General features: G+C 55.5%; 21 protein-coding genes. 6 read left to right on the forward strand and 15 right to left on the reverse strand.

From position 1 onward, the window contains the following. The 7 genes from VLX68_14155 to VLX68_14185 all read right to left on the reverse strand — a co-directional run. On the reverse strand, positions 1-186 hold a 186-nt coding region (locus VLX68_14155; GenBank protein ID HUI93386.1), incomplete at its 3' end, for a hypothetical protein. A gap of 177 nt (positions 187-363) precedes the next feature. Then, complete coding sequence (locus VLX68_14160) at positions 364-732, reverse strand: hypothetical protein (protein ID HUI93387.1); 369 nt, start codon at positions 730-732, stop codon at positions 364-366. Between the two features lie 217 nt (positions 733-949). Beyond that, on the reverse strand, positions 950-2,686 hold the full coding sequence (locus VLX68_14165; GenBank protein ID HUI93388.1) for a T9SS type A sorting domain-containing protein: 1,737 nt from the start codon (positions 2,684-2,686) through the stop codon (positions 950-952). Positions 2,687-3,267: 581 nt separating this feature from the next. Continuing rightward, positions 3,268-3,915 carry a DsbA family protein gene (locus tag VLX68_14170; GenBank protein HUI93389.1) on the reverse strand — a complete coding sequence of 216 codons (648 nt, stop codon included), beginning with the start codon at positions 3,913-3,915 and terminating at the stop codon, positions 3,268-3,270. Between the two features lie 80 nt (positions 3,916-3,995). Then, the gene (locus VLX68_14175) at positions 3,996-4,268 is read right to left on the reverse strand and encodes a hypothetical protein (protein ID HUI93390.1); all 273 of its coding nucleotides are present in this window, start codon (positions 4,266-4,268) and stop codon (positions 3,996-3,998) included. 197 nt (positions 4,269-4,465) lie between these two features. Continuing rightward, positions 4,466-6,640 (reverse strand): ATP-dependent RecD-like DNA helicase, encoded by a 2,175-nt coding sequence (locus VLX68_14180; protein ID HUI93391.1) that lies wholly within the window; start codon positions 6,638-6,640, stop codon positions 4,466-4,468. Between the two features lie 690 nt (positions 6,641-7,330). Then, positions 7,331-9,664 (reverse strand): right-handed parallel beta-helix repeat-containing protein, encoded by a 2,334-nt coding sequence (locus VLX68_14185; GenBank protein ID HUI93392.1) that lies wholly within the window; start codon positions 9,662-9,664, stop codon positions 7,331-7,333. Between the two features lie 243 nt (positions 9,665-9,907). On the opposite strand from VLX68_14185, the gene VLX68_14190 reads away from it, so the two are divergent. Beyond that, on the forward strand, positions 9,908-10,417 hold the full coding sequence (locus VLX68_14190; protein ID HUI93393.1) for a hypothetical protein: 510 nt from the start codon (positions 9,908-9,910) through the stop codon (positions 10,415-10,417). Beyond that, positions 10,372-11,016 carry a hypothetical protein gene (locus VLX68_14195; protein ID HUI93394.1) on the forward strand — a complete coding sequence of 215 codons (645 nt, stop codon included), beginning with the start codon at positions 10,372-10,374 and terminating at the stop codon, positions 11,014-11,016. The genes VLX68_14190 and VLX68_14195 overlap by 46 nt, the downstream gene beginning before the upstream one ends. 304 nt (positions 11,017-11,320) lie before the next feature. On the opposite strand, the gene VLX68_14200 is transcribed toward VLX68_14195, so the two are convergent. Then, complete coding sequence (locus VLX68_14200) at positions 11,321-11,587, reverse strand: hypothetical protein (GenBank protein HUI93395.1); 267 nt, start codon at positions 11,585-11,587, stop codon at positions 11,321-11,323. 448 nt (positions 11,588-12,035) lie between these two features. Here VLX68_14200 and VLX68_14205 point away from each other — a divergent pair, with 448 nt between their 5' ends. Then, positions 12,036-12,803 (forward strand): sialate O-acetylesterase, encoded by a 768-nt coding sequence (locus VLX68_14205; protein HUI93396.1) that lies wholly within the window; start codon positions 12,036-12,038, stop codon positions 12,801-12,803. Between the two features lie 37 nt (positions 12,804-12,840). On the opposite strand, the gene VLX68_14210 is transcribed toward VLX68_14205, so the two are convergent. Next, the gene (locus tag VLX68_14210) at positions 12,841-13,668 is read right to left on the reverse strand and encodes a hypothetical protein (protein HUI93397.1); all 828 of its coding nucleotides are present in this window, start codon (positions 13,666-13,668) and stop codon (positions 12,841-12,843) included. A gap of 237 nt (positions 13,669-13,905) precedes the next feature. Between VLX68_14210 and VLX68_14215 the strand changes: the two genes are divergently transcribed. Both VLX68_14215 and VLX68_14220 read left to right on the forward strand, forming a co-directional pair. Continuing rightward, complete coding sequence (locus tag VLX68_14215; protein HUI93398.1) at positions 13,906-15,366, forward strand: hypothetical protein; 1,461 nt, start codon at positions 13,906-13,908, stop codon at positions 15,364-15,366. A gap of 100 nt (positions 15,367-15,466) precedes the next feature. Continuing rightward, positions 15,467-15,889 (forward strand): PAS domain-containing protein, encoded by a 423-nt coding sequence (locus VLX68_14220; GenBank protein ID HUI93399.1) that lies wholly within the window; start codon positions 15,467-15,469, stop codon positions 15,887-15,889. An 86-nt stretch (positions 15,890-15,975) separates the two neighbouring features. On the opposite strand, the gene VLX68_14225 is transcribed toward VLX68_14220, so the two are convergent. Genes VLX68_14225 through VLX68_14245 form a run of 5 tightly spaced genes read right to left on the reverse strand, consistent with a single transcriptional unit; the run spans position 15,976 to position 24,755 of the window. Next, the gene (locus tag VLX68_14225; GenBank protein HUI93400.1) at positions 15,976-18,261 is read right to left on the reverse strand and encodes a heavy metal translocating P-type ATPase; all 2,286 of its coding nucleotides are present in this window, start codon (positions 18,259-18,261) and stop codon (positions 15,976-15,978) included. 29 nt (positions 18,262-18,290) lie between these two features. Beyond that, positions 18,291-18,713: a hypothetical protein gene (locus VLX68_14230; protein HUI93401.1), complete on the reverse strand. Its 423-nt coding sequence runs from the start codon at positions 18,711-18,713 to the stop codon at positions 18,291-18,293. 30 nt (positions 18,714-18,743) lie between these two features. Continuing rightward, positions 18,744-21,893: a CusA/CzcA family heavy metal efflux RND transporter gene (locus VLX68_14235; GenBank protein HUI93402.1), complete on the reverse strand. Its 3,150-nt coding sequence runs from the start codon at positions 21,891-21,893 to the stop codon at positions 18,744-18,746. Positions 21,894-21,909: 16 nt separating this feature from the next. After that, complete coding sequence (locus tag VLX68_14240) at positions 21,910-23,406, reverse strand: efflux RND transporter periplasmic adaptor subunit (GenBank protein HUI93403.1); 1,497 nt, start codon at positions 23,404-23,406, stop codon at positions 21,910-21,912. Beyond that, positions 23,403-24,755: a TolC family protein gene (locus VLX68_14245; GenBank protein HUI93404.1), complete on the reverse strand. Its 1,353-nt coding sequence runs from the start codon at positions 24,753-24,755 to the stop codon at positions 23,403-23,405. The genes VLX68_14240 and VLX68_14245 overlap by 4 nt, the downstream gene beginning before the upstream one ends. A 341-nt stretch (positions 24,756-25,096) precedes the next feature. Here VLX68_14245 and VLX68_14250 point away from each other — a divergent pair, with 341 nt between their 5' ends. Then, positions 25,097-25,315 (forward strand): hypothetical protein, encoded by a 219-nt coding sequence (locus VLX68_14250; protein ID HUI93405.1) that lies wholly within the window; start codon positions 25,097-25,099, stop codon positions 25,313-25,315. 131 nt (positions 25,316-25,446) lie between these two features. On the opposite strand, the gene VLX68_14255 is transcribed toward VLX68_14250, so the two are convergent. After that, complete coding sequence (locus tag VLX68_14255; protein HUI93406.1) at positions 25,447-26,361, reverse strand: cation diffusion facilitator family transporter; 915 nt, start codon at positions 26,359-26,361, stop codon at positions 25,447-25,449. Positions 26,362-26,455: the final 94 nt, after the last annotated feature.

A 26,455-nucleotide genomic window follows, 5' to 3' on the forward strand; every position in this document is an offset into this window, starting at 1 on the left:
GAGGAATAATATTTCTTCCTTTATTTTTTCCAGCGGCTTGTGGCCCTCGAGCCGCTGGCGGTAGCAGCCCCGGCAGTGCAGGTTGCAGATGTCGGTGATCTCCACCCATCCCTGCGGATTGTCGTTGAGCGACCAGGGGAAGCGGTACAGGTCACGTTTGTCGGGATCGGGAATATGTTTGTTCATATTGTTGCGTCCTCTGTGAAAATGAAAAATTGAAACGCCGTTCCTGAACCGGGTTTTTCGCGGCAAGCAAGCGCCTATGAGAAAATAATAATTACTCTTGACCGGAAGTGAATGAAGATAAAATTTTCCGCGTACAACGGGACGACGCACCCCTGCCGTGGGATTACCGAACTTTTATCAGGAACGTATCCACTGTTGGGCTTCCTCCATGGTCCTGAAGACTTTAACGCTTGCGGGCAGCTTTGCAAATTCGGTGAAGACCTCATACATCCTCGCCAGACCGTAATCGGCGTCGCTTGAGGCGACAAGCGCGGTCTTGCCGCCTTCACGTGAACGATAATGACTTTTAGCGGTTTTTGCCAGGTCCCGAACTTCATCGCCGGAAAGGTTCGACAGGTCGGCTTCGGTCAAGTTCCAAATGATGTGGAGTGTCGGCGCGCCCTCGTAAAACGCCGCAATGGCATCGCGGATACCGTCAAAGGCGAGCACACCCTTGCTCACATACGTGGTGAGGTTGCACTCTTTATTGACAATCACATTTGTCATGCAATGCCTGCATCAAAGTGACAGTTGATCAATACAATCTCTTTTTATGAAAATAACTATCCGCCGCGGGGGCCGCACCATTTTACCTTGGAGGGAGATTGTTATTTATTTCGTGCCGTTAATTCACCTTTGTAATCACCGATTCTTTTCGTCCTTTATTTTTCCCCTCAATTCTCACCACCCGCAGGATCTGATCTCAATATGACTTTTGCACGTGTCATTCCCGCGAAAGCGGGAATCCACCTTTTCCCGTCCACATAATTCTTGATTCCGATGCACCAGCGACTTTTATAATATAAATACCCCGCGTTAAGTCGCTTATGTCAATATTTGCCTTGATACCTAGCGCCTGTTTTTTTATTTTCAAAACGCCGTCCAGACCGTACACCGACACCATCCCCGGCCGATGGACAGTGATCACCCCATTGACAGGACCGGAAAACAGCTGACCTGCGCCGCTCCGCATCCTTGAAATTGAAGTCGTCACCGCCGTGTTGTTCGTAAGAATCAAGCTACCATAGGCAGGAACTGAGACCTGCGCGGTTACGGGTGTGAAGGTAATGGACTGCGGCGCGATTGCGCCGGCATTGGATACGCTCCCGCCGCCGCTCGTGGTGACCGTGTTCCAGTTATTTCCCGGGATCGCGTAATTCATTGCCGAGCCCGAGGTGTTGCACAGCACCATTCCGTTCTGGTAATCCCGCCTAAACAGCGACGACGCATCCGAGCCCGCCACCCGCAGGGCGCTGATGTCCGCGGGCACCGGGCTCTGATCGCCCAGGCTGATTTCGTATTCCGGGAACCAGCCCGGCGCGCCCGGCCCGAGGATGTTGATGAAGCTGTTCTCGTTTTTCACCAGCATGTACATGCCGGTGCGGCGGTACCGCTCCGTCTGCGTGGTGTCGTAGAACTGCGCGATGAGGATCTTTCCCCTTCCGGTGAGGTGCTTGACGGCGCGCGACAACGTGAGGTACATGTCGCCGCCGGTCGCGTTGCCGAAATTTTCCATCATGGCGCCGTCGATGGTCTCGCCGGCGGCGCCGCCCTCCGTCCATACGGGATCGTACCAGCCGGTGGTCATCTGGTCGATGTTGGGAAGGATGAGAAAATCGGCGGAGGCGGTGTGGAACCGTTTGTAAATCGACTGCCAGTATCCGAGGTACTGGCCGTTCATCCAGGTCGCGAAGTCCCCGAGCGTGGCAACGGTGTAGCCCGCGGGACCGTACGGGCTCAGGTACCAGTTGAAATTGTGCGGCGCAGGGTCCCCCTGCTGCGGATGGTAGAGCCCGGGCACCATGGTCTCCACGCACACGTCGAAGAACGCGCCGTCGTCCTGCTCGCCCGTCATCCAGTTGATCGACACATCGGCAACGTACTTCTGCCAGTCCGCGTTTTCGAGGCACATGGTCCATTGCGGGTCGCCGTGCCAGACCCTGTTGTTGGAATCAACGCTGACGTAATGCTGGAACATCTGCTCGTAGCGGCCGCTTCCCAACGCGATGCCGGCCGACGCGAGCCAGGGCACGAAGTTGTTGTCCCACTCCGACACCCACCCCTGCGGCGTGCACGAGGTGATGGGAGTGGTACCGTGCGGAAGCGGGCAGTCGCTGTTGTTCTGCGGGTTGATGCCGTTTGACAGATGATAGATGATGCACAGAAAATCGGGATTGTAGGCCCGGTAATCGCCCGCCTGCGACGCCGACATCTTCTGGCTCGCCGCGTAGTTCCGGGCGATGAACTGGATTTTTCCCGTGGGCATGCCCACGAGCTCGTCCGCCCATACCAGGTTGTATTTCTTCGTGGAGGGCACGTAGCGGTTTGACGGCAGCTTCATGGCCGCGGTGACGGGGGAAGGCGTGGTGCCGCCCGGCGGCCATGACTGGACCTGGCAAAATGCCGTATTGACAAATGATATTGCCATCAGGACGGTTGCGAAAGCAGCAAATGATTTCATATGAGCGCCGCTCTAGAAATATGGAAGATGAGAAGACGGGTTTGTCGAGAGCTGACCGATGGTGCGTTACCTTATAATATAAGAAAAAGCTGCGTGTCGCGCTGCTCGCATAACAACGATATAATTTTAGCGTTCCCCCACCTCGCGCATTCGTGCGAGGTGGAGTCGGCCCTCACTCCGGTCTCGGCTTCGCCTCGGGCTGCCGCGGCCCCTGTATGCCTGACGGCAAGGGCCGGGCAGCACCGCGCTTCAGCGCGGCCTCCGCTCCTGCCTAACGCCGGATAAAAGTAATCTTTCCGATTCTCTTTTTTTCGTCGCCATCAGCGCCGACCCTGAAACGTTAACAAATGGCGTGATGATACTATTTTCTTTTCATCCCCTCCGTGGTGCAGACGCGGCCGGAGGATTTTGGGGCGAGGACGAGTCCGCGTTTCCCGGAGGGAAATGCTTTAATAAATAATTTCCCTTGTTCCGCAGCCCCCCGAAGGCCGCGGCGAACTGCGGGGTGGTCGCTGCAGATCATCCCCTGGCCAGGGTCCGGGGCTGAAGACCCCGGGGCAGCGCAGACGGAACACCGGATGTTATTTTATTTTAATCAATTTTCTCAACGCATCCAGCGGCACATACCCGTCATACCGCTTCCCATTAATAAAAAGCGTCGGCGTCCCGTCCACCTTCATTTTCTTCCCATCCTTAAGGTGGGCGTCAACAACGGCGCGGTGCGTTCCATTGCTCAGGCATTTTTCGAATGCCGGAACGTCAAGGCCGATTTGCCCGGCTGCAAATATAAATGTCTCGTCCGTCAACTCGGTTTTTGTATTAAAAAGTGCGTCGCTGTATTCCCAGAACTTTTTCTGGTCTGCCGCGCATTCCGAGGCCTCGGCTGCCTTTGGCGCGAGCGAGTGGCTCTTGAGCGGAAAATGGCGGTACACCCAGCGCACGTCGGCCTCCTTCATGACCGTATTCATTGACTGATGAAACTCGGCGCAGAAGGGGCATTGGAAATCGGCGTATTCGATGACGGTGTTCTTCGCGTTCGGGTTGCCGCGCACATGGTCGGCAGGGAGCACCTTTGGCACCGGAAGAAACGCATAGCGTATGCCGGTGAAAAAATAGGGGTCGCGCTGCTGCAGAACGAGGACGACGTTGGTGAGAATGCTTATGACAAGAAGGACGGCAAGGAACTTTTTTGAGAAGATTTCAGGTTTGTTCGCCTCCGCTGGGATCATAGTAAACCTTAGAATAAATTGATCCGACGGAGACCCATCTTGTGCAAGGAAAAAAAATCCAGGAAAAACATGAACCTTATTCACTGCCCGCTGCAATAGTCATACGTCGTGCATGGCGGATTGGTCGGGATGCTCTGGTAGCATTTGCCCGAGGCGCTCCCGGCGTTGCAGTGATATGGGTAGCCGTTCGGGCAGCATTTCTGCGAGCCGCTGCAATAGGTATTCCCCGAACTGCAGACCGGGGCAAGAGGGTTCACGCAACTGAGCCAGGCTATCACGAACAACGAAAGCACCGGCGCCACGGCCAGTGCGCGGACCCAAAAACGAATCGCTGATTTGTTCTTTTTCTTCATATTCACGGTCTCCGTTCAAAGCACGTTGATTGGTTTTCCGTTGTTACATGACTTGCATCAAATGAAAATATACAGCGGAATTGAATTTTTGTCAACAATGGCAAGATATAAGTTGGCGGGTTGACCGTAGACGGGTATACATGTTAAGCGTGCTGGAAAAAATCATAAGCCCATCTGTTTTGCAATGTGTCTACCTGTCAACACGTTTGCGTGTCAACCTTTACCGCATCAACTATCCGCTCCCGCAATCTCGAATACCGTTCCACGGTCTCGTTGTTCCTCACCGCGATTGAAACGGCGCGCTGCGATCCCACCAGCACGCACAGGCGGCGCGCGCGCGTGATCGCGGTGTACAGAAGGTTGCGCTGCAGCATGATGAAATGCTGGGTCACCACGGGAATGACCACGGCCGGGAACTCGCAGCCCTGGCTTTTGTGGATGCTTATGCAGTACGCCCGCACCAGGTCGTCGAGGTGTTTCGGTTCGTACACGGTTTTCTGTTCCCCGAAATCAACCACGAGGTCGGTGTCGTCAACGATCTCGCTCACGATGCCGATGTCGCCGTTGAATACCCCGCGGTCGTAGTCGTTGCGCACCTGCATCACCTTATCGCCGACGCCGAACGCCGTGTCGCCGCGCCTGACCGCGCGGGGGTCCGGGTTGAGCGCCTGCGCGAGCAGCGCGTTGAGGTTCTGCGTGCCCAGGACGCCCTTGTGGATGGGCGACAGCACCTGGATGTCTGCCCGCGCGTCAAGCCCGTAGGCCGCGGGAAGGCGCCTGGACACCAGGCTGACGATCTCTCCGCAGCAGCGGTCGGGGTCGTCCTGCGGGATGAAGAACAGGTTCCCGTCCTTGTCATTGGGGAATTCCGGCGCTCTCCCCGCGATGATGTCGTGCGCGGCGCGCACGATGGCGCTCTGCGCCGCCTGCCTGAACACCGTGGTGAGCCCGACGTGCGGGATTTTTCCCGACGCGATCATGTCGGAAAGCACGGCGCCGGGTCCGATGGACGGGAGCTGGTTGCCGTCGCCCACGAACAGCAGGGCCGTGTCCTTCTTGACGGCCGCGAGAAAGCTCCGCGTGAGCAGGATGTCCATCATCGAGACCTCGTCCACGATGATCATGTCCGCGTCAACGGGGTTGCCGGCGTCCCGTGCGAATCGGTACCCGCCGGCGCCGGGCCTGAATTCCAGCAGGCGGTGGAGCGTGCTCGCGGCCAGTCCCGCGATGCTGCCCATGCGCTGGGCGGCCCTGCCCGTGGGCGCGGCAAGCGCCGCGACAATGGAATGCTCGCGCAGGAACGAGACGATCACCTGGAGCGTCGTGGTTTTTCCCGTGCCCGGCCCGCCGGTGAGCACGCTCACGCCGCTGGAAAGCGCGGCGTGAACCGCCGCGGCCTGCTTCGGGTCCGGGGCCCAGGCTGTTTTTTTGGAATACCTCTCGAGCCATGCCGCAATATACCTCGCGTCGTATTTCCTGACGGCGTGGTTCAGTTGGCCTGCGCGCTGCGCGAGCGCCTGCGCCACGGCGCATTCGGCGCCGTACAGGTGCGGAAGGTAGATCCTGTCCTCGTCGTCGACAAGCGTCCCCTCCTTGACAATATGGTCAAGCGAAAACAGTACCTTGTCCTCGGGAACCTCGAGGATCTCGGCCGCGTGCGACAGCAGCGACGTTTTCGGCAGGTAGGTGTGGCCGTCGGCGGCCGCCTCGGATGCGACATAAGAAAGGCCCGCGCGGATGCGCTTGAACGTGTCATGGGCGAACCCGAGCTTCTGCGCGATGGCGTCGGCCTTCTTGAAGCCCACGCCCCACACGTCGTCGATGAGGCAGTAGGGGTTCTGCGATATTTTCTCCTTTGCCGCGTCGCCGTAGGCGTTGTAGATCTTGGTCGCCATGTTCACCGTGATCGCGCACTCTTGCAGAAACAGCATGAGGGCGCGGATGTGGCTTCTCCGGCGCCACGCGCCGATGATTTTCTCCAGCGTCTTCTTCCCGATGCCGCGCACCTCGAGGAGGCGCTCGGGCGTTTTGTCGAGTATGTCAAGCGTTTCCAGCCCGAACACGTCGATGATTTTTTTCGCGCGCACCGCGCCGATGTTCTCGATGAGGCCGCTTCCCAGGAGCGCGGCGATGCCCTCGCGCGTGAGGGGCCGCACGGTCTCAAACGTTTTGACAACAAACTGCCTGCCGAATTTCGCGTGGAGCTCCCACTCTCCGGCCGCCGAAAGCGTCTCCCCCGCCTCCACCGCGGGCATGGTGCCCACGCACAACGCGGGCACGGCCGTGCCCGGCGCCTCGAGCTTGAGAACGGTGAAGCCGTTCTCCTCGTTGCGGAAGGTGATGTCCTTGACGATTCCCTGGAGCGTCTGCATATTATAAATTTCCTGATTTCGGATTACAAATTTCGGATTGCAAATTCCAGAATGAAGATATCAATGACCAATCTTCCTCCAGCTCCCAAAGAATGTCATTGTGAGGAGCGGCGCGACAAAGCAATCTCCATATCTTCTTCAGAGTATAAAATAGAAAAGGGTGAGAACCGTTCTCACCCTTTTCTTACTAGCGGAGGCTAGGCCTGCCAGGTCCTTTTCTTGTGGCGGCTCAGCCTTCTCTTCTTCTTCCGCTTGTGCCGGTTGATCTTGGCCTTGCGGTGTTTCTTGACACTTGACATACAGGCATCGTCCTTTCGGGAAATGCGGTGATGAAAACAAAGCACACTATGGTATTATGATAAATTTCGCGGGGGAGAAATGTCAAGAGGAGGTAATAATAAGATTTGCTTTGAAATTGTAGGGAATTGGGCGTTCCCCTGCCCTTCGTCAAGACGAAGGGCAGGGTCGGCCCTCCTTCCGGTCTCGGGCTCGCCCTCGGGCTGCCACGGCGCTAGGCCGCTGCGCGGCGGCGTCCGGGCGGCACCGCGCTCCGGCGCGGCCTCCAGTCCTGCTTAACGCCGGGCAGATAAGATCCGACCCATCCCTATTTTTCAGCTAACGCAAACCAACATTATGACAATTTTTGAATTGTTCCTGCTTCGATCTTCGTTGCCGACGGTTCGCCAGGATTTAATGCATCACACACAATTTTCCGCTTCTTGTCCATTCATTTCCTTGCCCCTTGACGCTAAACACATAGGTATAAATTCCCTGCGTCAGTCTCCTCTTTCCCTCAATCGCACTTGTCAAATCAACTTTATGCCATCCTTTCAACTGATTCAAGCTCGTTGATCCAGACAGCCTTCGGCCTCTCGAATCGTAAACTACTATCATCACACTGCTATTTGACAAAAGCTCATACGTCATTACATTGCCAAGCTGCCTGAAATATTGATTCGGATTCTTAATTCCGGCCGAAATAACTCCCACACTCGAATCGGTGCAGATCAGGATTTTCGAGGTGAAGGCGGGCAGGGCGAAGGCGCCGGTCACGGGCGTATTGTCAAGGTCGACCCATGTTCCCGGGCCGGGAGTGAAAGATTGCGTCGCCGGCGACTCGTTGATGAAAATGGTGCCCATGCCGTAGGAATTCGCCTCGCTCATGCCCGCGGGCCGTTTTACCGGATCGGTTTTCGCCGTCGCGTCCGCCCATGTATACAACGACCTCCACTTGCCGAGCGCGTAATCGAACAGGGTGTAATACTGGTTGCCGGTGCCGTAGCCCGACACCACCGAATCCGTGAACGGGTTGCAGAAATAATTTCCCGTGAGCGTGCCGTAATTGTATTCGGGCCTGAACTCCAGCGCCTTTTCAAGACGCGTCGTAGCGTAGCACACGTTGCCGGAAAGAACGTTTCCTTGCGGAAGGTTCTGCGTGCGGCCCGTGCTGCTGTTTGTCAATTGGCCGTCGAGATCGAGCTGGGCCACGGCATTGTCGAACAGGACGTTGCCGCGCACCGTGTCATAAAAATTGTTCGGCAGATAAATGCCGTTGCAGCCGCTGCGCACCACCGTGTTGTTCTCCACCACGCTGTTGTGGTAATCGCCCAGGAACTCCAGCCAAATCCCGTGCCCCAGCGGGTACCACGGGCCGCTCGACGTGAGGTCGCCCTTGGTGTCGTAGATGATGTTGTTGTAGATATGGCTCCTGCTGCAGTCGGTATAGATCGCGCCGCCGTCGTTGAGCGTCCACATCGCGTGCTTGATGATGTTGCCGTACACGAAATTGCTGTCGCTGCCCAAAAGGACGCCGGCGTATCCTGTTTTGTCAATGTAGTTGTAGCGCACCTGGGCGCCCGATGTCAGGTGGACCAGGATGCCCACGGCGTGCCACGTGCCGGTGCCGCCGTAGCCGGGGAACGATCCGGTATTGAGCAGCGTGTCGTACTCGATCACCGACTGACCCTTGCGGCCGGAGTTCTCGTACCACGATATGCCGATGTTCAGGTTGTTTTCGAACACGTTGCCGAACATATGCGAATCGGCAATGTCCCAGGACGCGCTCAAAGCGCTTCCGCCGCTGTCGCCGCCGATCCACTCGAAACGGCAGTTGGAAACCACGCTCTGCCGCGAAAGCACGATGCCGTTTTCAAGCTGGTGCCGGAAGCAGACGTTGTCGGCCGTGCCGCCGCCGAGCCGCAAGCCATATGTAAAGCATGCCCCTTCCACGAGCATGGCGTTCGGGTCAGCGCCGCCCGGCGGATACAGGTACACCTTCCCAGCGACGGCGTCGTAGTACCATTCTCCGGGCGCGTCAAGCTCCTCGAACTTGTTGTCGAGGTAAAAGCCCCAGCCCCTGGTGCCGTCGGCCGGATCGATGTGGATGACGCTCGCGCCCGCGAGCGAGAGCCTGCCCGCGCCGTCGTAGGCCGTGACGCGCCGCGTCTCGAACCACCAGCTCCAGCGCCGCCACCGCACCTGCGCGTTTGTCCAGTAGCCCGCGGCGTTGCCCGGATGCTGGCTGAGCGCGGCGAGCGTGATCACCGTGTTGGTGCCGTCTGCGTTCTCGGTCATGGTGTCGACGCGCAGCCACCCGGTGTCGGGGTAGCGCGCGAGCGTCATCATGACGTTGTTGACAAACAGTTTCTGTATTTTTTGCGGGCACGCGGCGACCCAGATTGACCCTTTGTAAACGCTCCAGCCGGAAATCGCCGCGCTGCCGGCGATCACGGGCCGGGCCAGGCCCGCTTGCCCGTACGCGCCGATGGCCGGGTTGGAAATGCCGGAAAGGTCAAGCGAGTCCCTGAAAACATCCCCGCGCCGCAGCAGCAGCTGGTCGCTGCCGCGCAATTTTGTTTTCGCATAGGCCAATGTAGCCCACGCTGCGGTGTCGCTCGTGCCGGTGTTTTGGTCGCTGCCGGCGTTGGAGCAGTAGTAGGTTGCGGCGGTAGCGGGGACACATAAGCAGAGTAGTACGGCGACAATAGGTATGACCGCTACGGATGGACAAGGGAGGTTTTTCATAGGTAGCCTCTTAAGTTTTTAATGATTTTCAAAGTTATCGGAAGATCGCGCCAATAATTCTGGCCTCATCGATATTATCAATATAATAAACAATTTTTTTGTAAACCGTCAAGAGAAAGAAAGTTTTTCAGCAATCTGGGTAACCAATCTTTTACTATAATGGTCTAAAATGGTCTAATACGGATTGCGATGTTTATATTTATTAAGAGAGCTTTCGCGTTCGGAGCGCCGGCCGGAGGAAAAATGAAGTCAATGAAAAGACCATCGCCCGGAAGTGGTGTACTTCTCCTGCTGCTTTTAGGAATTATTATCTTCGGTTATCTTTCCCTTGGAGTGTTTATCACTCAGCCCATCGGTACGCGCTCCAAGGGGGTTACCATCATATACCTCCGTTGGGGAATGCGTATACCATTTGTTTCCTATGCTTTTATAAGGGAACCGGAAAACACCAGCCTTTCCGCAGAAATGACGGTGGTCGCAAAGCCGATTATCAACAGAAAAATTATCCTTTTGCATTACGTGCCCGGGCTCTATTTCCTGTCACCGACCTTAAAAGACTTGCAAAATAACTTTGGGTCAGCTGCCGTAAATCAACCGTTAACAACAACCCCTTACGATCCAAATTCTCCCCGATGCCAAAAATCCCTCGACACCATGATAACGTACTTTTTTATCGGCCACAGCAATATGGGGGGTACTGCGCTCAAATGGACATCGAGCCGATGTCGAATGTCTGGCTTTATAGTACCGTGAGAGGATTTTACCATGGGACAGACCTTGATTTATCAAACAATTCCGGATCACCAGTGATGCGTTTCTTAAAAAGGATGGCGCTCCTGTACCCGGAGTATCACTTTTGCGGCGTAAAATACGCGCTCAACGGCCTGACAGCTGAAGATTTGCTCGTCAATAATGGCGACAGGTTCATAATTGACAAAATAAAAGTTCTGAAAGAAAAGTCGACCATCGGCGGCGTTTTGATGATGTTCGGATTCATTGAAGGAACAGACATTAAGAAAGTGGATGACTTTGACGCCAATGTCAAACACTTAATCGACAAATTGCGCGCTGCGGCCGGCAACGAGACGCTTCCCGTCATCTTCGGCAGATATGAGGAAAACGGGCGGAAGGTTCTGCCGGGGAAGTTTCACCGTTACGACGATGTTCTTACACGTCAAATCGAAGCTCTTGAAAAAATTGATCGCTTCTTAAAGCTGGCGCCGATACGGCCAGTTCCCAAAGGGTGTTTCTGCGACGACCACCATTACAACGACTATGGCTACCACCTGTGGGTGGATGACGCCGTTGCGCTCATACAGATCAACAAGTTCGATTTTTGGAACGGAAGATGATTCTGTGCTCACCGCTGATAGCATCCCGTAAAAAATAGATTTGTCGCAGGAAAATCCCCGAGGAGCGCTCTCGCGGTTCCCCCGGCAGTTTTTCCGAATTCCGGGTCGCCGCAGTATCCGCTCTACACCACACGTTTTTCCCACAAACCGCCATGGTAAAAGGAGATTTTCCCTTGACGGGATAGTATAATACTATTGCGATTTGTTTAGTCGTCCTAAAAAAGGAAACAATGCGGAACAGATACTACAGTATCCTCAGCCTATTTCTCATTTCAACCGCAATTGCCCTGGCATGGGGCGCGATTCATCCGCGATCACCCGCGATAGCCGTATTGTATCTGGTTGCTGCCTTGGCGAGTTTCGCCCTTATCCTGGCTTCCAGTTGCGCGCGGTGCCCGGTGCGGAGTTCACCCTGCAGCCACTTGTTTCCCCGCAGGCTCACCGCGTTCCTGTCGAAGAAGAAATACCGGGCATCTTCGTTTTTTGATGTTCTTGCGGTCATGATCGGGTTTGCCGCCATTATCCTGTTGCCGCAGCTCTGGCTTGTACAGAACGTTTCTTTTCTTGTCATTTTCTGGCTGTTGGTCCTCAGTTCCGGGATCGTAATTGTTTTGTTTGTGCTCCCCGAATGCCGCCAAACCAGGAAAAACCTTGCGGCAATTGCTCCCGTTCCTCCGGAAAAACCAGAAAAAACATCCCTTTCAAAAAATGCAAAGGCTTTATTTGCAATGGCGTTGGTAATTATTCTCCTTTGTTACTTGTTGCTCGGATTGTGTTTCATCAAATCCGCCGGCGAGCATCCGGAGGGCATTGCGGTGGTTTATTTCCGTCTTAACACGCCGGCGCCCTTTATTTCGTCGGTGATATGCGAAGATGCGGAGCGCGGCGGCCTTCTTGAACGAGCGATGCCGGTAGCGAAGAAGGTACTAGAAAAAAAAATAGTGGTATTGCCATACTTACCTGGCCCTTGCTTGCTGGCTTCGAATATAAAAGGCACGCAAAACGCCAAAGGCTCAACGATGGCGAATCAATCTTCAGGTTCGGTATATCACAATGCCGCCGTTAAAATCGAGCACTATTCGAGAAGCACCATGATCACCTATTTTTTCATCGGCCACAGCAACATGAGCGGTTATTGCGCCCAAATGGACAGCATGCCGATGCCGAATGTATGGCTCTATAACACCTCTAAAGGGTTTTACCACGGAACGGACAAGGACATGTCGAACAATTCTGGATCGCCGGTCATGCCGTTCTTGAAGCGGATGGCGCTGCTCTATCCGGACCATCACTTTTGCGGGGTAAAACACACCATCAACGGCATCACCATCGAGGATTTTACTGCCAACGGTAACGACAGGTTCCTTATTGATAAAATCAATACCCTCAAACAGAAATCCACCATCGGCGGCGTTTTGATGATGTTCGGATTTGACGAAGGCGAAAGTAAAAGAAAGGTTCGGGAAATCGACGCGAACCTCAAACGGTTAATTGACAAAGTAAGAATGGTCTCCGGCAACCCGACGCTTCCCTTCATTTTCGGCAGGTATGAGGAGAACGGCGACAGGAACAGCTATACGAGTTATCACCGGTATGACAATATTCTCATAAAAAAAATAAACACGATTGAAACGATGGATCCGTATTTGAAGCTCACGCCGATCCGCCCGATTTCAAAATCGTGTTTCTGCGACGACCACCATTACAACGCCGACGGCTACCAAATATGGGCGGATGATGCGGCTGCGATCATTCAAATGAACAAACTTGATTTTTGGAACAGATGAACATCCGCTCAAGCGGCTGGCGTTTTCTTCAACACCTTTATTGCAGGAAAAACCCCAACAGCGCCTCGGCGATTCCTTCCGCCGTTTTCCCGAACGCCGGATCGCCGACGTAGATCTGAAGGATCTCCAGCGCCGTGAGCAGGTCGGCCTTGGTGAGGCCGGGATCTTTCCCAGACAAACGGTCCACGAGGCCTTCCACGTTGTCAAAATTGAACACGATGCGGCCGTCGCGGCCCTCGATGTCGTCGATTTCCGCAAGCAGCTTTTTTCCGTAATGGACGAGCACTTCCTTCTCTTCCTGCGAAAAATGCGCGTCCGTAATCTCGGCGGTGTCGATCTCGGTCTGCTGGATCTCGTAGAAGCTGAACGACGCGAGCCGCTCCTTGACGCCGGAGTATTTCACGCGGTACACGCCGTCGGCAAAGTCGAAGTGGGCGGCGATAAGCGCCTTTGCTTTTTCCACCGCGTCCTTGTGCACGTACACGGTCACGGGCTGGGGCTCGTTTTCGCGTCCCGGAACCGCCGAATATTGCATGGAGGTGTCGGCGAAAAACGGCACCTCCTCCTCGCCGAACATGGCGCGCACGAGAAAACCGTCGTTGCGCGAAAAGGTGCCGTCGAGCTTGACAAAATCGTCGCGCCGCAGGTGCGTCACCTTGACGTTGCCGCTGCCCGCGTCCTCGCCGATAAGGCTTTTTTTCCGGTATTCCTCTATCTGATCGGCGTCGATGTGCCGCCGGGCTAGCTCCTCTTCCATGAGCTTGATCGCCTCCGCGGTGTACTGGTCGCGCATGTGCACGTATTGTTCGAGAAGAAACGGCGTGGAATAGCCCTGCACCTGTTCGCGTAACGTTGGATACGACACGGTGTCACTCCTTTTGCGTATTTTCCGACCGCCTGAATCCCTGCGTGAGCGGCCGCTCTGGAAAAAAATACAAAATACCAAGCCGCGTTGAGGAATTTTTATCCGCCACTTTCTTGAGCGATGGAACCTCGGCGCGGTGTCTATTATAATGGAACGCGGCGCTTTTCATCAGATACTCGGCACGCCGGGTTTACAAAATATATTTTCAAATTGACACTTCACCTATAGGAGGAGACCATGAAAGGCATTGCCGGCCGTTTTTCCTATGCGTCCATCATCTGCGCGGCATGTTTCCGGTTGGCAGGGCCGGTTGCCGCCGACACGGTTTCCGTCCAGCCGAGCCTCTGCGTGCTTCCGGTAAAAGCGATCGGCGTATCCGAAAACGAAGCCATGCTGATCAGCGCCGATCTCACGCGGAAGCTGTCGCGGAACGAACGGCTCGTAGTCGCGGATAAAAACAAGACGGCCGCCGCGCTCAAGGACGCGAAGCTCGACGCGGGTGGCGAATGCGCCAGTCTCGAATGCGTGTGCTCCGCCGGCGAAAAATGCCAGGGCACGTTCGTTCTGTCGTCCTCCATCGGCAAGGTGGGCACGCTCTTCACCTACAGCGTCACGCTCTACAATGTAAAGGAAAAGAAACGCATCCTCCTGCGCGATTACCAGTTCAAGGGAGCGATTGAGGATTTTTACACCGAGGTTCCCCCGCGGATCGCGGACGACGTCCTGGAGCTGCTCTTTCACGGGACAAGGGCGCCCGAGGGTCCGCTCGCCATCGCCAAGCCGCCCGCGGGCGAGACGCCGGCGATACTTGATACGGCGCAAGCGGCCCAGGAACGCGCTTCAGAATGCCAGAAAACCGCGGAACAGCCGTGCAACAACGGAATCGCTGCCGGTTCTGTCATCGGCATTGATGCCCGGGCCATCGCGGGAAAGATAAATTCGGACCAGAGCCAGTGGGGTGCCAGCCTGTGGTACGTGCATCCCACCACGCCGGGCTCCCAAGTTCGCATCAAAATAGGAATGCCGCTGTCGGGAAACGATTCGGTCGATAACAGCACCGACCTTAAATATCCCGACCTGTGCCTGAGCATCGAGCATGAATGGGGATTCAAATATTTCGGCGTGGGCGTGGGCCTCGCCCTGATGCAGATGAAGGCCTTCACCATGATGGTTCCCTATTCGCAATTCTGGGACCCGGTCCTGCAGAAGGAAATCACCGACTACAGCCCGGTGCATTTCAGCGAACAGTACTGCGTCAACTGGGTGGTCACGATCCGCGGCGGCAAGCCCAACGCCGGGTTCAAAGGAAAAATTTCGTGGCCGACGCCCGCCAACCAGGACATGTCGTGGGCGCAGAATGCGTTTTTCGAATACAGCGCGTTCGGCGTTTTCGGAAACGACCAGCTCAAGGGCGGCGTCGGGATCATGGGAATGCAGAAGTACCGCAGCTCCGTTGAAACCATCGACGCCTATTCGTCGGACCACTACACGCTCAACAATTCTTACGCCATGATCCCCTGCGGCAGATTCGCCATGCTCGTCGGCAAACACAGCGTGCTGTGCGCTTCGCTCGACCTTGCCGGGCTGCTGTTCCCGCGCACGGACTCGGAAACCTGGTGGTCGCCTCAGCTGCAGCTCAGTTACACGTTCTCGTTCGCGCCGTTCAAGGGGGCCGATGTTTTGGACGGAACATTCTGAAACAAGTCCATACGGTCGTAAGCTCCATAAAATCTCAAGGTCAATGGATGGCGGGGAAACGCGTTTCCCCATTCTTTTTCTCCACCTGCGCGGAGGCTGCATGAAAGTTGACGGAATGGACGAAAAGCTCGTGAACGCGATGTTCGAGACCGTGCCGGTCGAAATCACCGTGATAGACGCTCTTGACAAGGTAATAGCCTGGAACAAGCATTCAAACCGTCTCTTCAACCGGCCCGAGGCCTGTTACGGCATGGACTTCCGGGAATGCCATCCCCAGGAGAGCCTTTCCCTCGTGGAGGCGATCGTGCAGGAAATGAAGTCGGGGAAACGGAAGAAAGCCCGGTTCTGGATCGACATGCGCCCCGACCGCACGCAAAGCGCGCGCCGCAAGGTGCTCATCGAATTCTACGCCTTACACGATAACGACGGGCATTACATCGGGTGCATGGAATGCACGCTGGACGTTCAGGACATCATGGAGCTGAAAGGCGAAAAACGCCTGTTGGATGAGGAGCGTCTATAAAGTCTGAAAGTCAAGAAAGCCTGCCGGACGACCTAATGGGATTACTTGACTTTGCGGACTTTTAGACCTTCAGACTTCTTTCTCCCTCACAATTTCACCTTTCGCAGCCTTAGCGCGTTCGTGATCACCGACACCGATGAAAAACTCATGGCAGCCGCGGCTATGATCGGGCTCAGAAGCACCCCGAACAACGGGTACAACACCCCTGCCGCGACAGGGACGCCGATGGAATTATAGACAAATGCGAACAGAAGATTCTGTTTGATGTTGCGCATGGTCGCGTGCGAAAGCTTCATGGCGCGCGCAATGCCGGCGAGATCGCCCTTGACAAGAGTGATACCGGCGCTTTCCATGGCCACGTCGGTGCCGGTGCCCATGGCAATGCCCACCTGGGCCTGGGCGAGCGCCGGCGCATCGTTAATGCCGTCGCCAGCCATGGCCACGACGCGGCCCTGGTTCTGAAGCCGCTTGATTACCTCCGCTTTCCTGTCGGGCAGCACCCCGGCGATCACTTCGTTGATCCCGAGCTTTGAGGCAACCGTCCAGGCATTTGATGCATTATCGCCGGTGAGCATCACCACGCGAAGTCCCTGCCGGCGCAGGTCGCCCATCGCCTGCGGCGTGGTTTCCTTGATCGGGTCCTTTATCCGGATAACGCCGGCCGCCCTATTGTTTATCGCAACATATATCCCGCCGCGGGCTTCTTCGGACGGAAAGGCAGATGGAGCATCGGCCGAAAATATTGACATCCCCTCCAGAAAAGCGCGGCTGCCCACAGCCACACGCCGGCCCGCCACCGTTCCGGTCACTCCCCTTCCAGGTTTTGCCATAAAGGCCTGTGGCTCAATAAAAGAAATACCGCGCGCCTGTGCTGCGCGAACGACTGCCGCGGCCAACGGATGCTCGCTTCCGCGCTCGAGTGTTGCTGCCATTGAAAGCACTTCCCTTTCGGAAAAGCCGGGCGCAGCGACAACGGCCGTCACTGCAGGCTTTCCCAGCGTAAGGGTTCCTGTTTTGTCAATCACAAGGGTGTCGACCTTGCCCAGCACCTCCAGTGCCGAGGCATCGCGGAACAGTATGCCCGCCTTTGCGGCTCGGCCCGTGGCCACCATGATCGACATGGGCGTTGCAAGGCCCAGGGCGCAGGGGCAGGCGATGATCAGCACCGCCACTGCATTGACCAATGCGTATGCCAGTGAAGGCGCCGGTCCCCAAACCGCCCACGCGGCGAACGTGACCGCGGCAACGGCCACCACCACGGGAACGAAAAAGAATGCCGCCCGGTCCGCAAGCTTCTGGATGGGCGGCCGGCTTCGTTGCGCGGAAGCAACCAGGCCGACGATTCGCGAAAGCAGCGTGTGGCCGCCCACCGCCGTTGCCTTTATGACAAGGGAGCCGGTGGTGTTTATGGTTGAACCGATCACTTTATCGCCCTTGTTTTTTTCAACCGGCATCGGCTCGCCGGTCACCAACGATTCGTCGATCGCGCTGCTTCCGACCAGAACAATGCCGTCGGCCGGGACTTTTTCTCCGGGCCGAATGCGCAACCGGTCACCTTCTGCGATGGCCACAATCGCAACGTCACGCTCGGAGCCGTCTGGGCCTATCCTGCACGCGGTTTTCGGCGCACGCTCAAGCAGGGCGCGAATGGCGTCACTCGTGCGCTGCCGGGCGCGGATTTCAAGCACCTGGCCGAGCAATACCAATGTGATGATCGCCGCCGCTGCCTCGTAATAAACTGCCACTATGCCGTGAGCGCCACGAAACGATGGAGGAAAAACCCCGGGGGCGAGCGTAGCGACAAAGCTGTAAACAAACGCGGTGAACACCCCGAGCCCGATCAGGGTAAACATATTGGGGCTTTTATTGACAAACGAGTTTACCGCCCGCACGAAAAGCGGCCAACCCGCCCATACCACCACGGGAAGCGCCAAAGCAAGTTCCAGCCATTGCACCGCACCGGCACCACCGTGCGGCACGATTCTCGGCGTCATGTGCAGCATTGCCACGGCAACAAGGGGCGCAGTGAGTGCAAGGCTCGTCCAGAACCGCCTTGTCATTTCTGCAAGTTCGGGATTTTCTTTCTCGTCAAGGGATACGATCTCCGGCTCCAGCGCCATGCCGCATTTGGGACAGGCACCGGCTTTGGACAAGCGCACCTCGGGGTCCATGGGGCAGACATAATAGGCGCCTTCCGGCGCGGCTGCGGTGGCCAGATCGGCTGGATTGAGGTACTTTTCCGGATCGGCCTTGAACTTGACGAGGCAGCCCTTGCTGCAGAATCGGTAGGTTACGCCTTTGTAAACGAACGAGCGCGTCCATGCGGGCGTTTCGGACATGCCGCAAACAGGGTCTTTGCCGAAAGGGGGCATTTTTTACCTCGCCGTGGCAAATCTATTCCCTACATTTTCATCCCATCCATTGACGTATCGGACTTCGCCCCCGGCTTCTTGACTTTTGAGCGGGCCGCCGACGTGTCTTTTGCGGCCGGCGCGCCTTTCTTGTCGCCCTTTACGATTGTCTCCACCCCCTGTCCCATGTCAGCAAGTTTCTTGATATATTTCTCAGGGTTTTTCTTTACTTCCGCGAGGCAGCCTTCGCAGCACACATAAATTCTCTTGCCTTTATAGTCCACATAGAGGTTTTTGTTTATGGGACCCCCCATGACCGGGCAGGTCGTCTGCGGCCTTAATTCCTTTACGGCGGCCGCAGTTTTTGCGCTGTCTGACTTTACGCCGGCGTTTTGTGCCGCCACCGAGTTCAAAAGCATCGACGCCGCGGCCAGGGCAGCCGCAGCCGTGACCAGAACCTTGGAAAATGTCATACTTCCTCCTGTTGATTGTTAGTGAAAACTTTACGGCAATCTTTTATCCGTCCGGATTTCATCATTGACAACCGACCGCCTTTTCCATAAAAAATAGATCGCGGGAAAAACCATCAGCTCCATCAGCACCGATGTCACCACTCCGCCCACCATGGGCGCGGCGATCCGTTTCATTACGTCCGATCCGGTTCCGGCGCTCCACAAAATAGGGAGAAGACCCGCGATGATCACCGACGCGGTCATGATCTTCGGACGAACACGTTTTACTGCTCCGTGATCAATAACTTCCTTCAGATCCCGCAGTGTTCTAAGCACGCGCTTACTTTTTGCGGCTTCAAATGCCTGATCCAGATACAAGAGCATAACGACCCCGGTTTCAGCGCTGAGCCCTGCTAATGCAATGATTCCCACCCACACCGCAAGGCTCATATTATAGCCGAGGGCGAACAGGAACCAAACGGTGCCTACGAGAGAGAACGGAACAGCGAGAAGAATGATTGATGTCTTGATTATCGATTTTGTATTGAGAAAGATGATGATGAATATGATGAACAAGGTGAGCGGCACCACAATCATGAGCCTCTTCTGGCTGCGCTGCATCAACTCATATTCCCCGCTCCACACCACGTTGTACCCCGTCGGCACACGCACTTGTGAAGCGACGGTCTTCTGCGCCAGGCGAAGGTAAGTCCCCATGTCCGTGCCGCGCATGTCGACGAAAACCCAGGCATTGGGCCTGCTGCCTTCGCTCCTGATGACCATGGGCCCCTTGTTGATCTCAAAGCTCGCGACCTCGCCGAGGGGAATCTGCAGACCGCTCGGGGAAGAAACCAGAACGCGGCGCAGCGCATCAACATTGTCGCGCAGCTCCCTGGCGTACCGAAGATTCACCGTGTACCGTTCGAGCCCTTCCACCGTGGTGGTGATGCTCATGCCTCCGAGCGCGGTCTCTATCACCGATTGCACATCGTCGACATTGAGCCCGTATCTTCCCGCCTTGTCCCGGTCGATCTTTACATCAAGGTAATTGCCTCCCACGGCCCGCTCCGCGAACGCTGACGTGGTGTACTTCACGGTCCGCACGGCAGCTTCGACCTGCCTTCCAATGATTTGCAAAGTGTCAAGGTTCGCGCCGGAAATTTTGATTCCCACGGGCGTCTTGATGCCGGTGGAGAGCATGTCGGTCCGGGCCTTGATGGGCATGGTCCAGGCGTTGGTGAGTCCCGGGATTTTTATCGCTTCGTCAAGTTGTTGAATGAGTTTTTCGGGGGTCATTCCCTTTGGCCACCGCTTCTCCGGCTTTAACTGAATGGTCGTCTCGAACATATCAAGCCCTGCCGGATCGGTGGCGGTCTCGGCCCGACCGTCTTTGCCGAACACTCGATCCACCTCGGGAAACGTGCGGATGATCTTGTCGGTTTGCTGAAGCAGCTCCTTGGCCTTCCGAATCGATACGCCCGGCAATGTCGTCGGCATGTAGAGCAGGTCGCCTTCGTATAGAGGCGGCATGAACTCACTGCCGAGTTTGGTAAAGGGCACTATGGTCACCAATACAATAACAATAGACGAGAATATTATTATCTTCGGATATCGCATAACGAATTGCACCACCGGACGGTAAATCGAAATAAGAAACCTGTTAAGCGGGTTGGCGTGTTCGGGCCTTATTTTACCTCGCACGAAGAATCCCATCAACACCGGAACGATTGTAACGGCAAGAATCGCCGCTGCGGCCATGGAATATGTCTTTGTAAAGGCCAGCGGCTTGAACAATCTTCCTTCCTGGGCTTCCAGTGCGAATATGGGAAGGAAAGACACGGTGATGACCAATAAGGAATAGAACAATGGCGGTCCGACCTCTTTCGATGACTCCAGTATCACTTGCCAGTGTGGGCTGCGAAGTTCAGGCGGCTTAGCGTTTTCCGCTTCAATCCGTTTATGCGCGTTTTCGATCATGATGATCGCGGCGTCCACCATTGCGCCGATGGCGATCGCGATGCCGCCGAGCGACATGATGTTCGCGTTGAGTCCCTGCATCCGCATCACGAAAAACGCCATGAGAATGGCAGTTGGCAAAGTGAAGACCGCCACCGCGGCACTTTGAACATGAAACAAGAAAATCGCGCAGACGAGGGTGACGATCAGCATTTCCTCAACAAGCTTCACCCGGAGGTTTGCAATGGCTCGCTCGATAAGCGCCGAGCGGTCATAGGTGGTAACGATCTTCACGTCTGGCGGAAGCCCTGTTTTGAGAGTTTCCAGTTTCTCCTTGACCGCCTTGATGACCTTCTGGGCGTTCTCGCCAAACCGGATCACCACCACGCCGCCCGCGACTTCACCCTGCCCGTCCAGCTCGGCCAGGCCGCGCCTCATTTCGGGTCCAAGAGCGACATCGGCGATATCGCCGATGCGAATGGCCACACCGTTCCGCATGCTTGTCTTTACGGGAATCTTTCTTATGTCGTCAATGGATTTGATGTAACCGAGGCCGCGAATCATGAACTCCGCCTCCCCCATTTCGATGACCTCGCCGCCCACGTCGCTGTTGGCGCCTTTTATCGCCGTTTCGACGTCCTTGAGCGGAATGCCGAATGCCTGGAGCCTGCCGGGATCGACCGTTACCTGGTACTGCTTGACAAATCCGCCGACGCTGGCTACTTCGGCGACGCCCTCGATGCTCGACAGACCGTATTTGAGATACCAGTCCTGGTAGGACCGCAGCTCCTGCAGCGAGCGTTTCTCTGATGTCAAGGCGTATTCATATACCCAGCCCACGCCGGTCGCGTCGGGTCCGAGCGTCGGAATCACGCCTCCCGGAAGGCGCTTCTGCGCATAATTGAGGTACTCAAGCACGCGGCTGCGGGCCCAATAGATGTTTGTGCCATCTTTGAAGATCACGTAGACGAGTGAGTATCCGAAAAACGAATATCCGCGTACGACGCTTGCGCCAGGCACCGACAAAAGCGACGTCGTGAGCGGATAGGTGACCTGGTCTTCAACAATGCGGGGCGACTGGCCTGGAAATTCCGTATACACGATGACCTGCACGTCGCTCAAATCCGGAATCGCATCGACTGGTGTGCTGAAGATTGCCCAGAGCCCTGCGGCAACCACGAACACCGTGAGCATGATTACCAGGAACCTGTTTTTCACCGACCATTCTATGAGTTTTTCGAGCATATGAATTCCTTCGATTTTAGTTCGTACCGGGCATGTTCATTCCCTGCATGTTCGAACGGCCGCCCCGCAGCGCGGCCGGTTTTTCCGGTACTGAAGCCGCGGACTGCGCCCGTGCGGATTCCGGAGGGGACATGGCGCCGACCGCCTCCTTCAGATTCGATTCCGCATCGATGAGGAACTGCGACGAAGTGACGATTGTTTGTCCTTCGGCAATCCCGGAAAGAATCTGAACGAAACCGCCCGCGTTTGCGCCGACCTTTACGTCTTGCGGCCTGAAATACCCGTTGCCGAGCGCCACGATCACCAGGTCGCGCTTTCCCGAATGGATCACCGCCTGTTCCGAAACGGACAGCCCGTTCACCGCCATCGGCGAACTGATCTTAATATCCGCAAACATCTGCGGTTTGAGCGCACGGTCCGCGGAATTTCTGATGCTGATACGAACTGCCGCGGTTTTTGTGTCCAGGTCAAGGACCGGAGACACAAATTGCACCCTTCCCGTAAAAGTGCGCCCCGGCAGCGAAGACACTTCGATGGATGCTTCCATACCTATCTTGATAAGCGGTAAGTCCTGCTGGAACACGTTCGCGATCGCCCATAACGTCGAGAGGTCGGCCACTTTGTAAAGCGTCGTCCCGGGCATTACGTTTTGACCCGCGGCCACCATCTTTTCAAGGACAACTCCGTCTATGGGAGAATAGATGGTCATGGTCTTTTCGGGAGCGCCGCGATCTTCGAGCGCCTTGATCTCTTTATCGGGAATGTCCCAGTTGAGCAGCCTGCGTTTGCTGCTTTCGACAAGCTCCTCCGCGCCATGTTTTGCCTCTTCGGACGCGCCCGGAGGCAGTCCCTTGACATACCGGATTGCCTGAAGGTATTCGGTTTGTGCGCTCACAAGGTCGGGACTGTATATCGTTAGCAGCGGCTGGCCTTTCTTTATGGGTTGCCCTGTGAAATCGATATACAGTTTCTCCACCCAACCCATCACCTTTGTGTTGACAATGCCAATGGAGGTTTCATTGACTTCGAGATTCGCGGATACTTGGATTTCTTTTGTAAGCGTCCTTCGGGCGGCTGTCTCGGTGGTGACGCCGATGTTCTGGACGGTAACCGGGTCTATTTTCACCGCGCCTTTCTCACCCGACGCCCCGTCCTCATAAACAGGGACTAGGTCCATCCCATCCGGGGCCTTTCCAGGATTGGGGGAAGTATATGAAGGATTCATCGCGTCGCGATAGTAAAGGATTTTCCGTTGCCCGTTTTTATTGGCTTCCGACTGATGTTCCAGCTGACTAACTGGAACAAGCTTCATTCCACAGATCGGGCAGTTGCCGGGTTTGTCAGAGAGATAGTTCGGATGCATGGGGCAGTGGTAAACTATGTGTTGCGTCTGCTGACTCGATGCCGCTGCCGGCCCCTTATTGTGATACAAAATCATTGCACCGAGGATGATGACGACCGATACGACAACAGCCGCTGTCACAATCATTGTCAATCTCATTTTGGCCTTCATTTGCGTTCCTCCTGCATGGGAGATTTTTCGATGTCTTCAACGCTCATTCCTACCGCAGTTTCCAATTTGGAAATTCCGGTCATGAGGTTCATCACGGCCATGTGATAGTCCTGACGGGCGGAAAGCAGCATGTGGTGGGCATCGATGAGCGAAACAAAATCTTGGCCTCCGCTCCGGTATGAGGCCAATGTCGAGTTCAAGGTCTGGGTCGCCTGAGGAATCACCGTCATCTTGTAAAGTTTAATCCGGTCTGTGCTGCTCCGAACGGCAATGAGTGCCTGTTGAACCTCAGACGCCACCATGTTCTTCATGTTGTTCAGTTCTTCCTCGTACTGGTTTTGAAGTAAGCTCGCTCGGTTAGCTCCTGCTGATGCTTTACCAAACGACCAGGGAGCAACGGGAACGGTGATCCCAACCGTAAAATCCCAATCGTCCGACTGGCGCAACATTTGTTTGTACATTCCGCGCACCATGAAATCAGGATAGTATTCCTTTTTCGCCGCCGCGAGTTCCGCCTTCTGCATGGAAACCCCGGCCTCCATTTCAGAAAGCTCGGGCCGATGCTCAAGCGCAAGTTTTACCAACCCTGCAAGCGGGCAATCGAACAGCGGCGGCTCGATCTCCGGGATCGGGTCAACCGGGGTCTCGACCGGCTGGTTTCTCAAGGCATTCAACATGGCTTCCATTGAACGCAATTCCTGCCGGAATACGATGTCATTATTGACAAGCGTGGAAAGCTCGGTTTGCGCCCGCAGAATATCCGCCTGTTTTCCCGTTCCCACTTCATACTGTTTCTGGGCGATCGCCGCATAGCTCTTCAAGATCTCCCGATTTTCATCATTGATCTCAATTTTCCTTTGGATGAAGTATGCCTCATAAAAGGCGGCCTTGAGATCACCGACGATCCGTTGAAGCGCTCCTGTCCGTTCGCCCTCCGTCATCGCCTTTCGGTTTTGCTCCACCCTTGCCATTGCAGAGAGCTTGCCGGGAAAAGGAAACATCTGCTGCACGGAATAATCGATCTCCCGCTGGCCATCAAACGGATTGGGAAAAGTAGTGATAGGGCTTTGATAGAATTCCACCCCGATCTGCGGTGGGTCAAGGCTCTTTGCATAATTGACGGAAGCCTGTGCTGCAGAAATCTTGCTTGCCAGGGCCTTGAGACCGGGGTTGTTCTTCTTCACCTCGTCGATAAATTGGGCCAGCCGGTGCTCGACAATCGTGCGATTTGCAGAGAGGTCCGCAAGACTTCCTTTATCCTGGCCTCTGGCGGGTTGGAATTGCACGATCATGGCAAGTGAAATAAGAGTTAGTGCAGCCGGTTTCAATATTTCTTTAAGATTGTTCATAGAATTTCCTTTGTCAAGTCGTACACATGAAACATGCTTCTTCTCGACCCTCTTTCTGCCGATAGCGCAATTGCTTTTGGTTAATCGAAATCATGACTATCGGTAAAACCGATGATCAATATATAGACAATGAGCAATAATTCTGCCACATGCAGACTGTTTCTGCATCACAGGTATGAATTGCAGGGGATTAAATGCGGAGAGGAAACTGCAAAGAAAAACCCGGCGGAGAGGATGAGGAATGAATGATATACCGGTTGCCGCCGCTTCCCGGCGATAATAAAATGACGGCCGCAAAAGGTGCAAGGACGTTCTGCTGGATCTCCTTGAAAGAATACTGATTGACCGATGCAACGGCGCTGTTTTCCGGTTTGGATGCAGGCGGACTGTTTCCGCAGCAGGTTTTTTTTGAACCGGAGCTTTTTGATTGGGCGGAAAGTGGCGCCTTGGTTTTGTGCATTCCGCAGGTGCAGACCTTGTTTTTGCAGCAGCAGCATTGGCATGTCGCAGCCGCGGGAACAGTGACGTCCGCGGCCTTCATCACGGGTTGCGCAACGTGAAGAAAAAACGAGGATAATAATACTGGTATAGTACTAAGCATTAAAAAATCCACCTTTGTACCAACTTTTAAATACGGCTGCCGTTTTTCAATATTGTGCATTTATAAAGGGCGTTTCGTCAACTGCAGAAGCTATCCGCGCCTTTTTTTCCTGTGCGGCTCTATGTGCATGATCACTTCCGTGCTGGGGAAGCGCCGTTTGATCTCTTCGGCAAGGCCGTGGTCCAGCTCGTGCGAGGTCTCCACCGACATGGCGGGATCCACCTGAATGTGGAATTCCACGAAACGCTTGGCGCCGGACCTGCGGCTGCGGAACTTGTGCAGGCTGATCACCTTTGGGTATTTCGAGAAAACGATCGACTTGATTTCATCCTCCTCCTGCCGGGGCAGACTCGCGTCGAGAAGGTCGCGCGCCGATTCAAGGGTAAGGTTCCATGCGGCCTTGACAATAAGCACTGAAACGGCCATGGCGGCCATTGGGTCGACCCAGGTGAGGTTCACGGAGGGGAACCATTTCCTGCCCGCCCACACGATGCAAAGCCCCAGCATCACGCCCGCTGAAGTATAGACGTCGGTGAGGCAGTGCAATGCGTCTGCCTTGAGCGCGACGGAATCGGTTGTGCGCGCGCCGCGGAGCAGCAGCAGCCCCACCACGGTGTTGACGGCAGCGGAAACGAACATGATGACGACGCCCAGCCCGACGGTGTCCATAATGCCTGGTTTGATCAGCTTATGCACCGCCTCGTAAAGGATCCATCCCGCGGCCAGAAAAATTAAGATTGCCTGGATGAGCCCTGAAAGGCTTTCGAACTTGCCGTGGCCGAACGCGTGCCGCTCGTCCGCAGGCTCAGAAGCGCGCCTGACGCCCACGGTGGCCACGATCGCGGCAAAAACGTCCACGCCCGAATGCAGCGCTTCGGAGATCACCGAAATCGAGCCCATCACAAAGCCGACAATGAGCTTCAGCGCCACCAGCAGGACGTTGGACCCCACGGATAAAAGGGCTATAAGGAATTTGTACCGTTCGGTCTGCACCAAAACCTCCAAACAAAAAGCCCCGCGGAACATGTGCATGTCCCACGGAGCTGGGGATTCCGTTGCCGCTCGGGCCCGGCCACGCTGCCTTTGGCAGCTGCCTGAT

It is taken from the genome of Chitinivibrionales bacterium (assembly GCA_035516255.1).
GTDB lineage: Bacteria > Fibrobacterota > Chitinivibrionia > Chitinivibrionales > FEN-1185 > FEN-1185.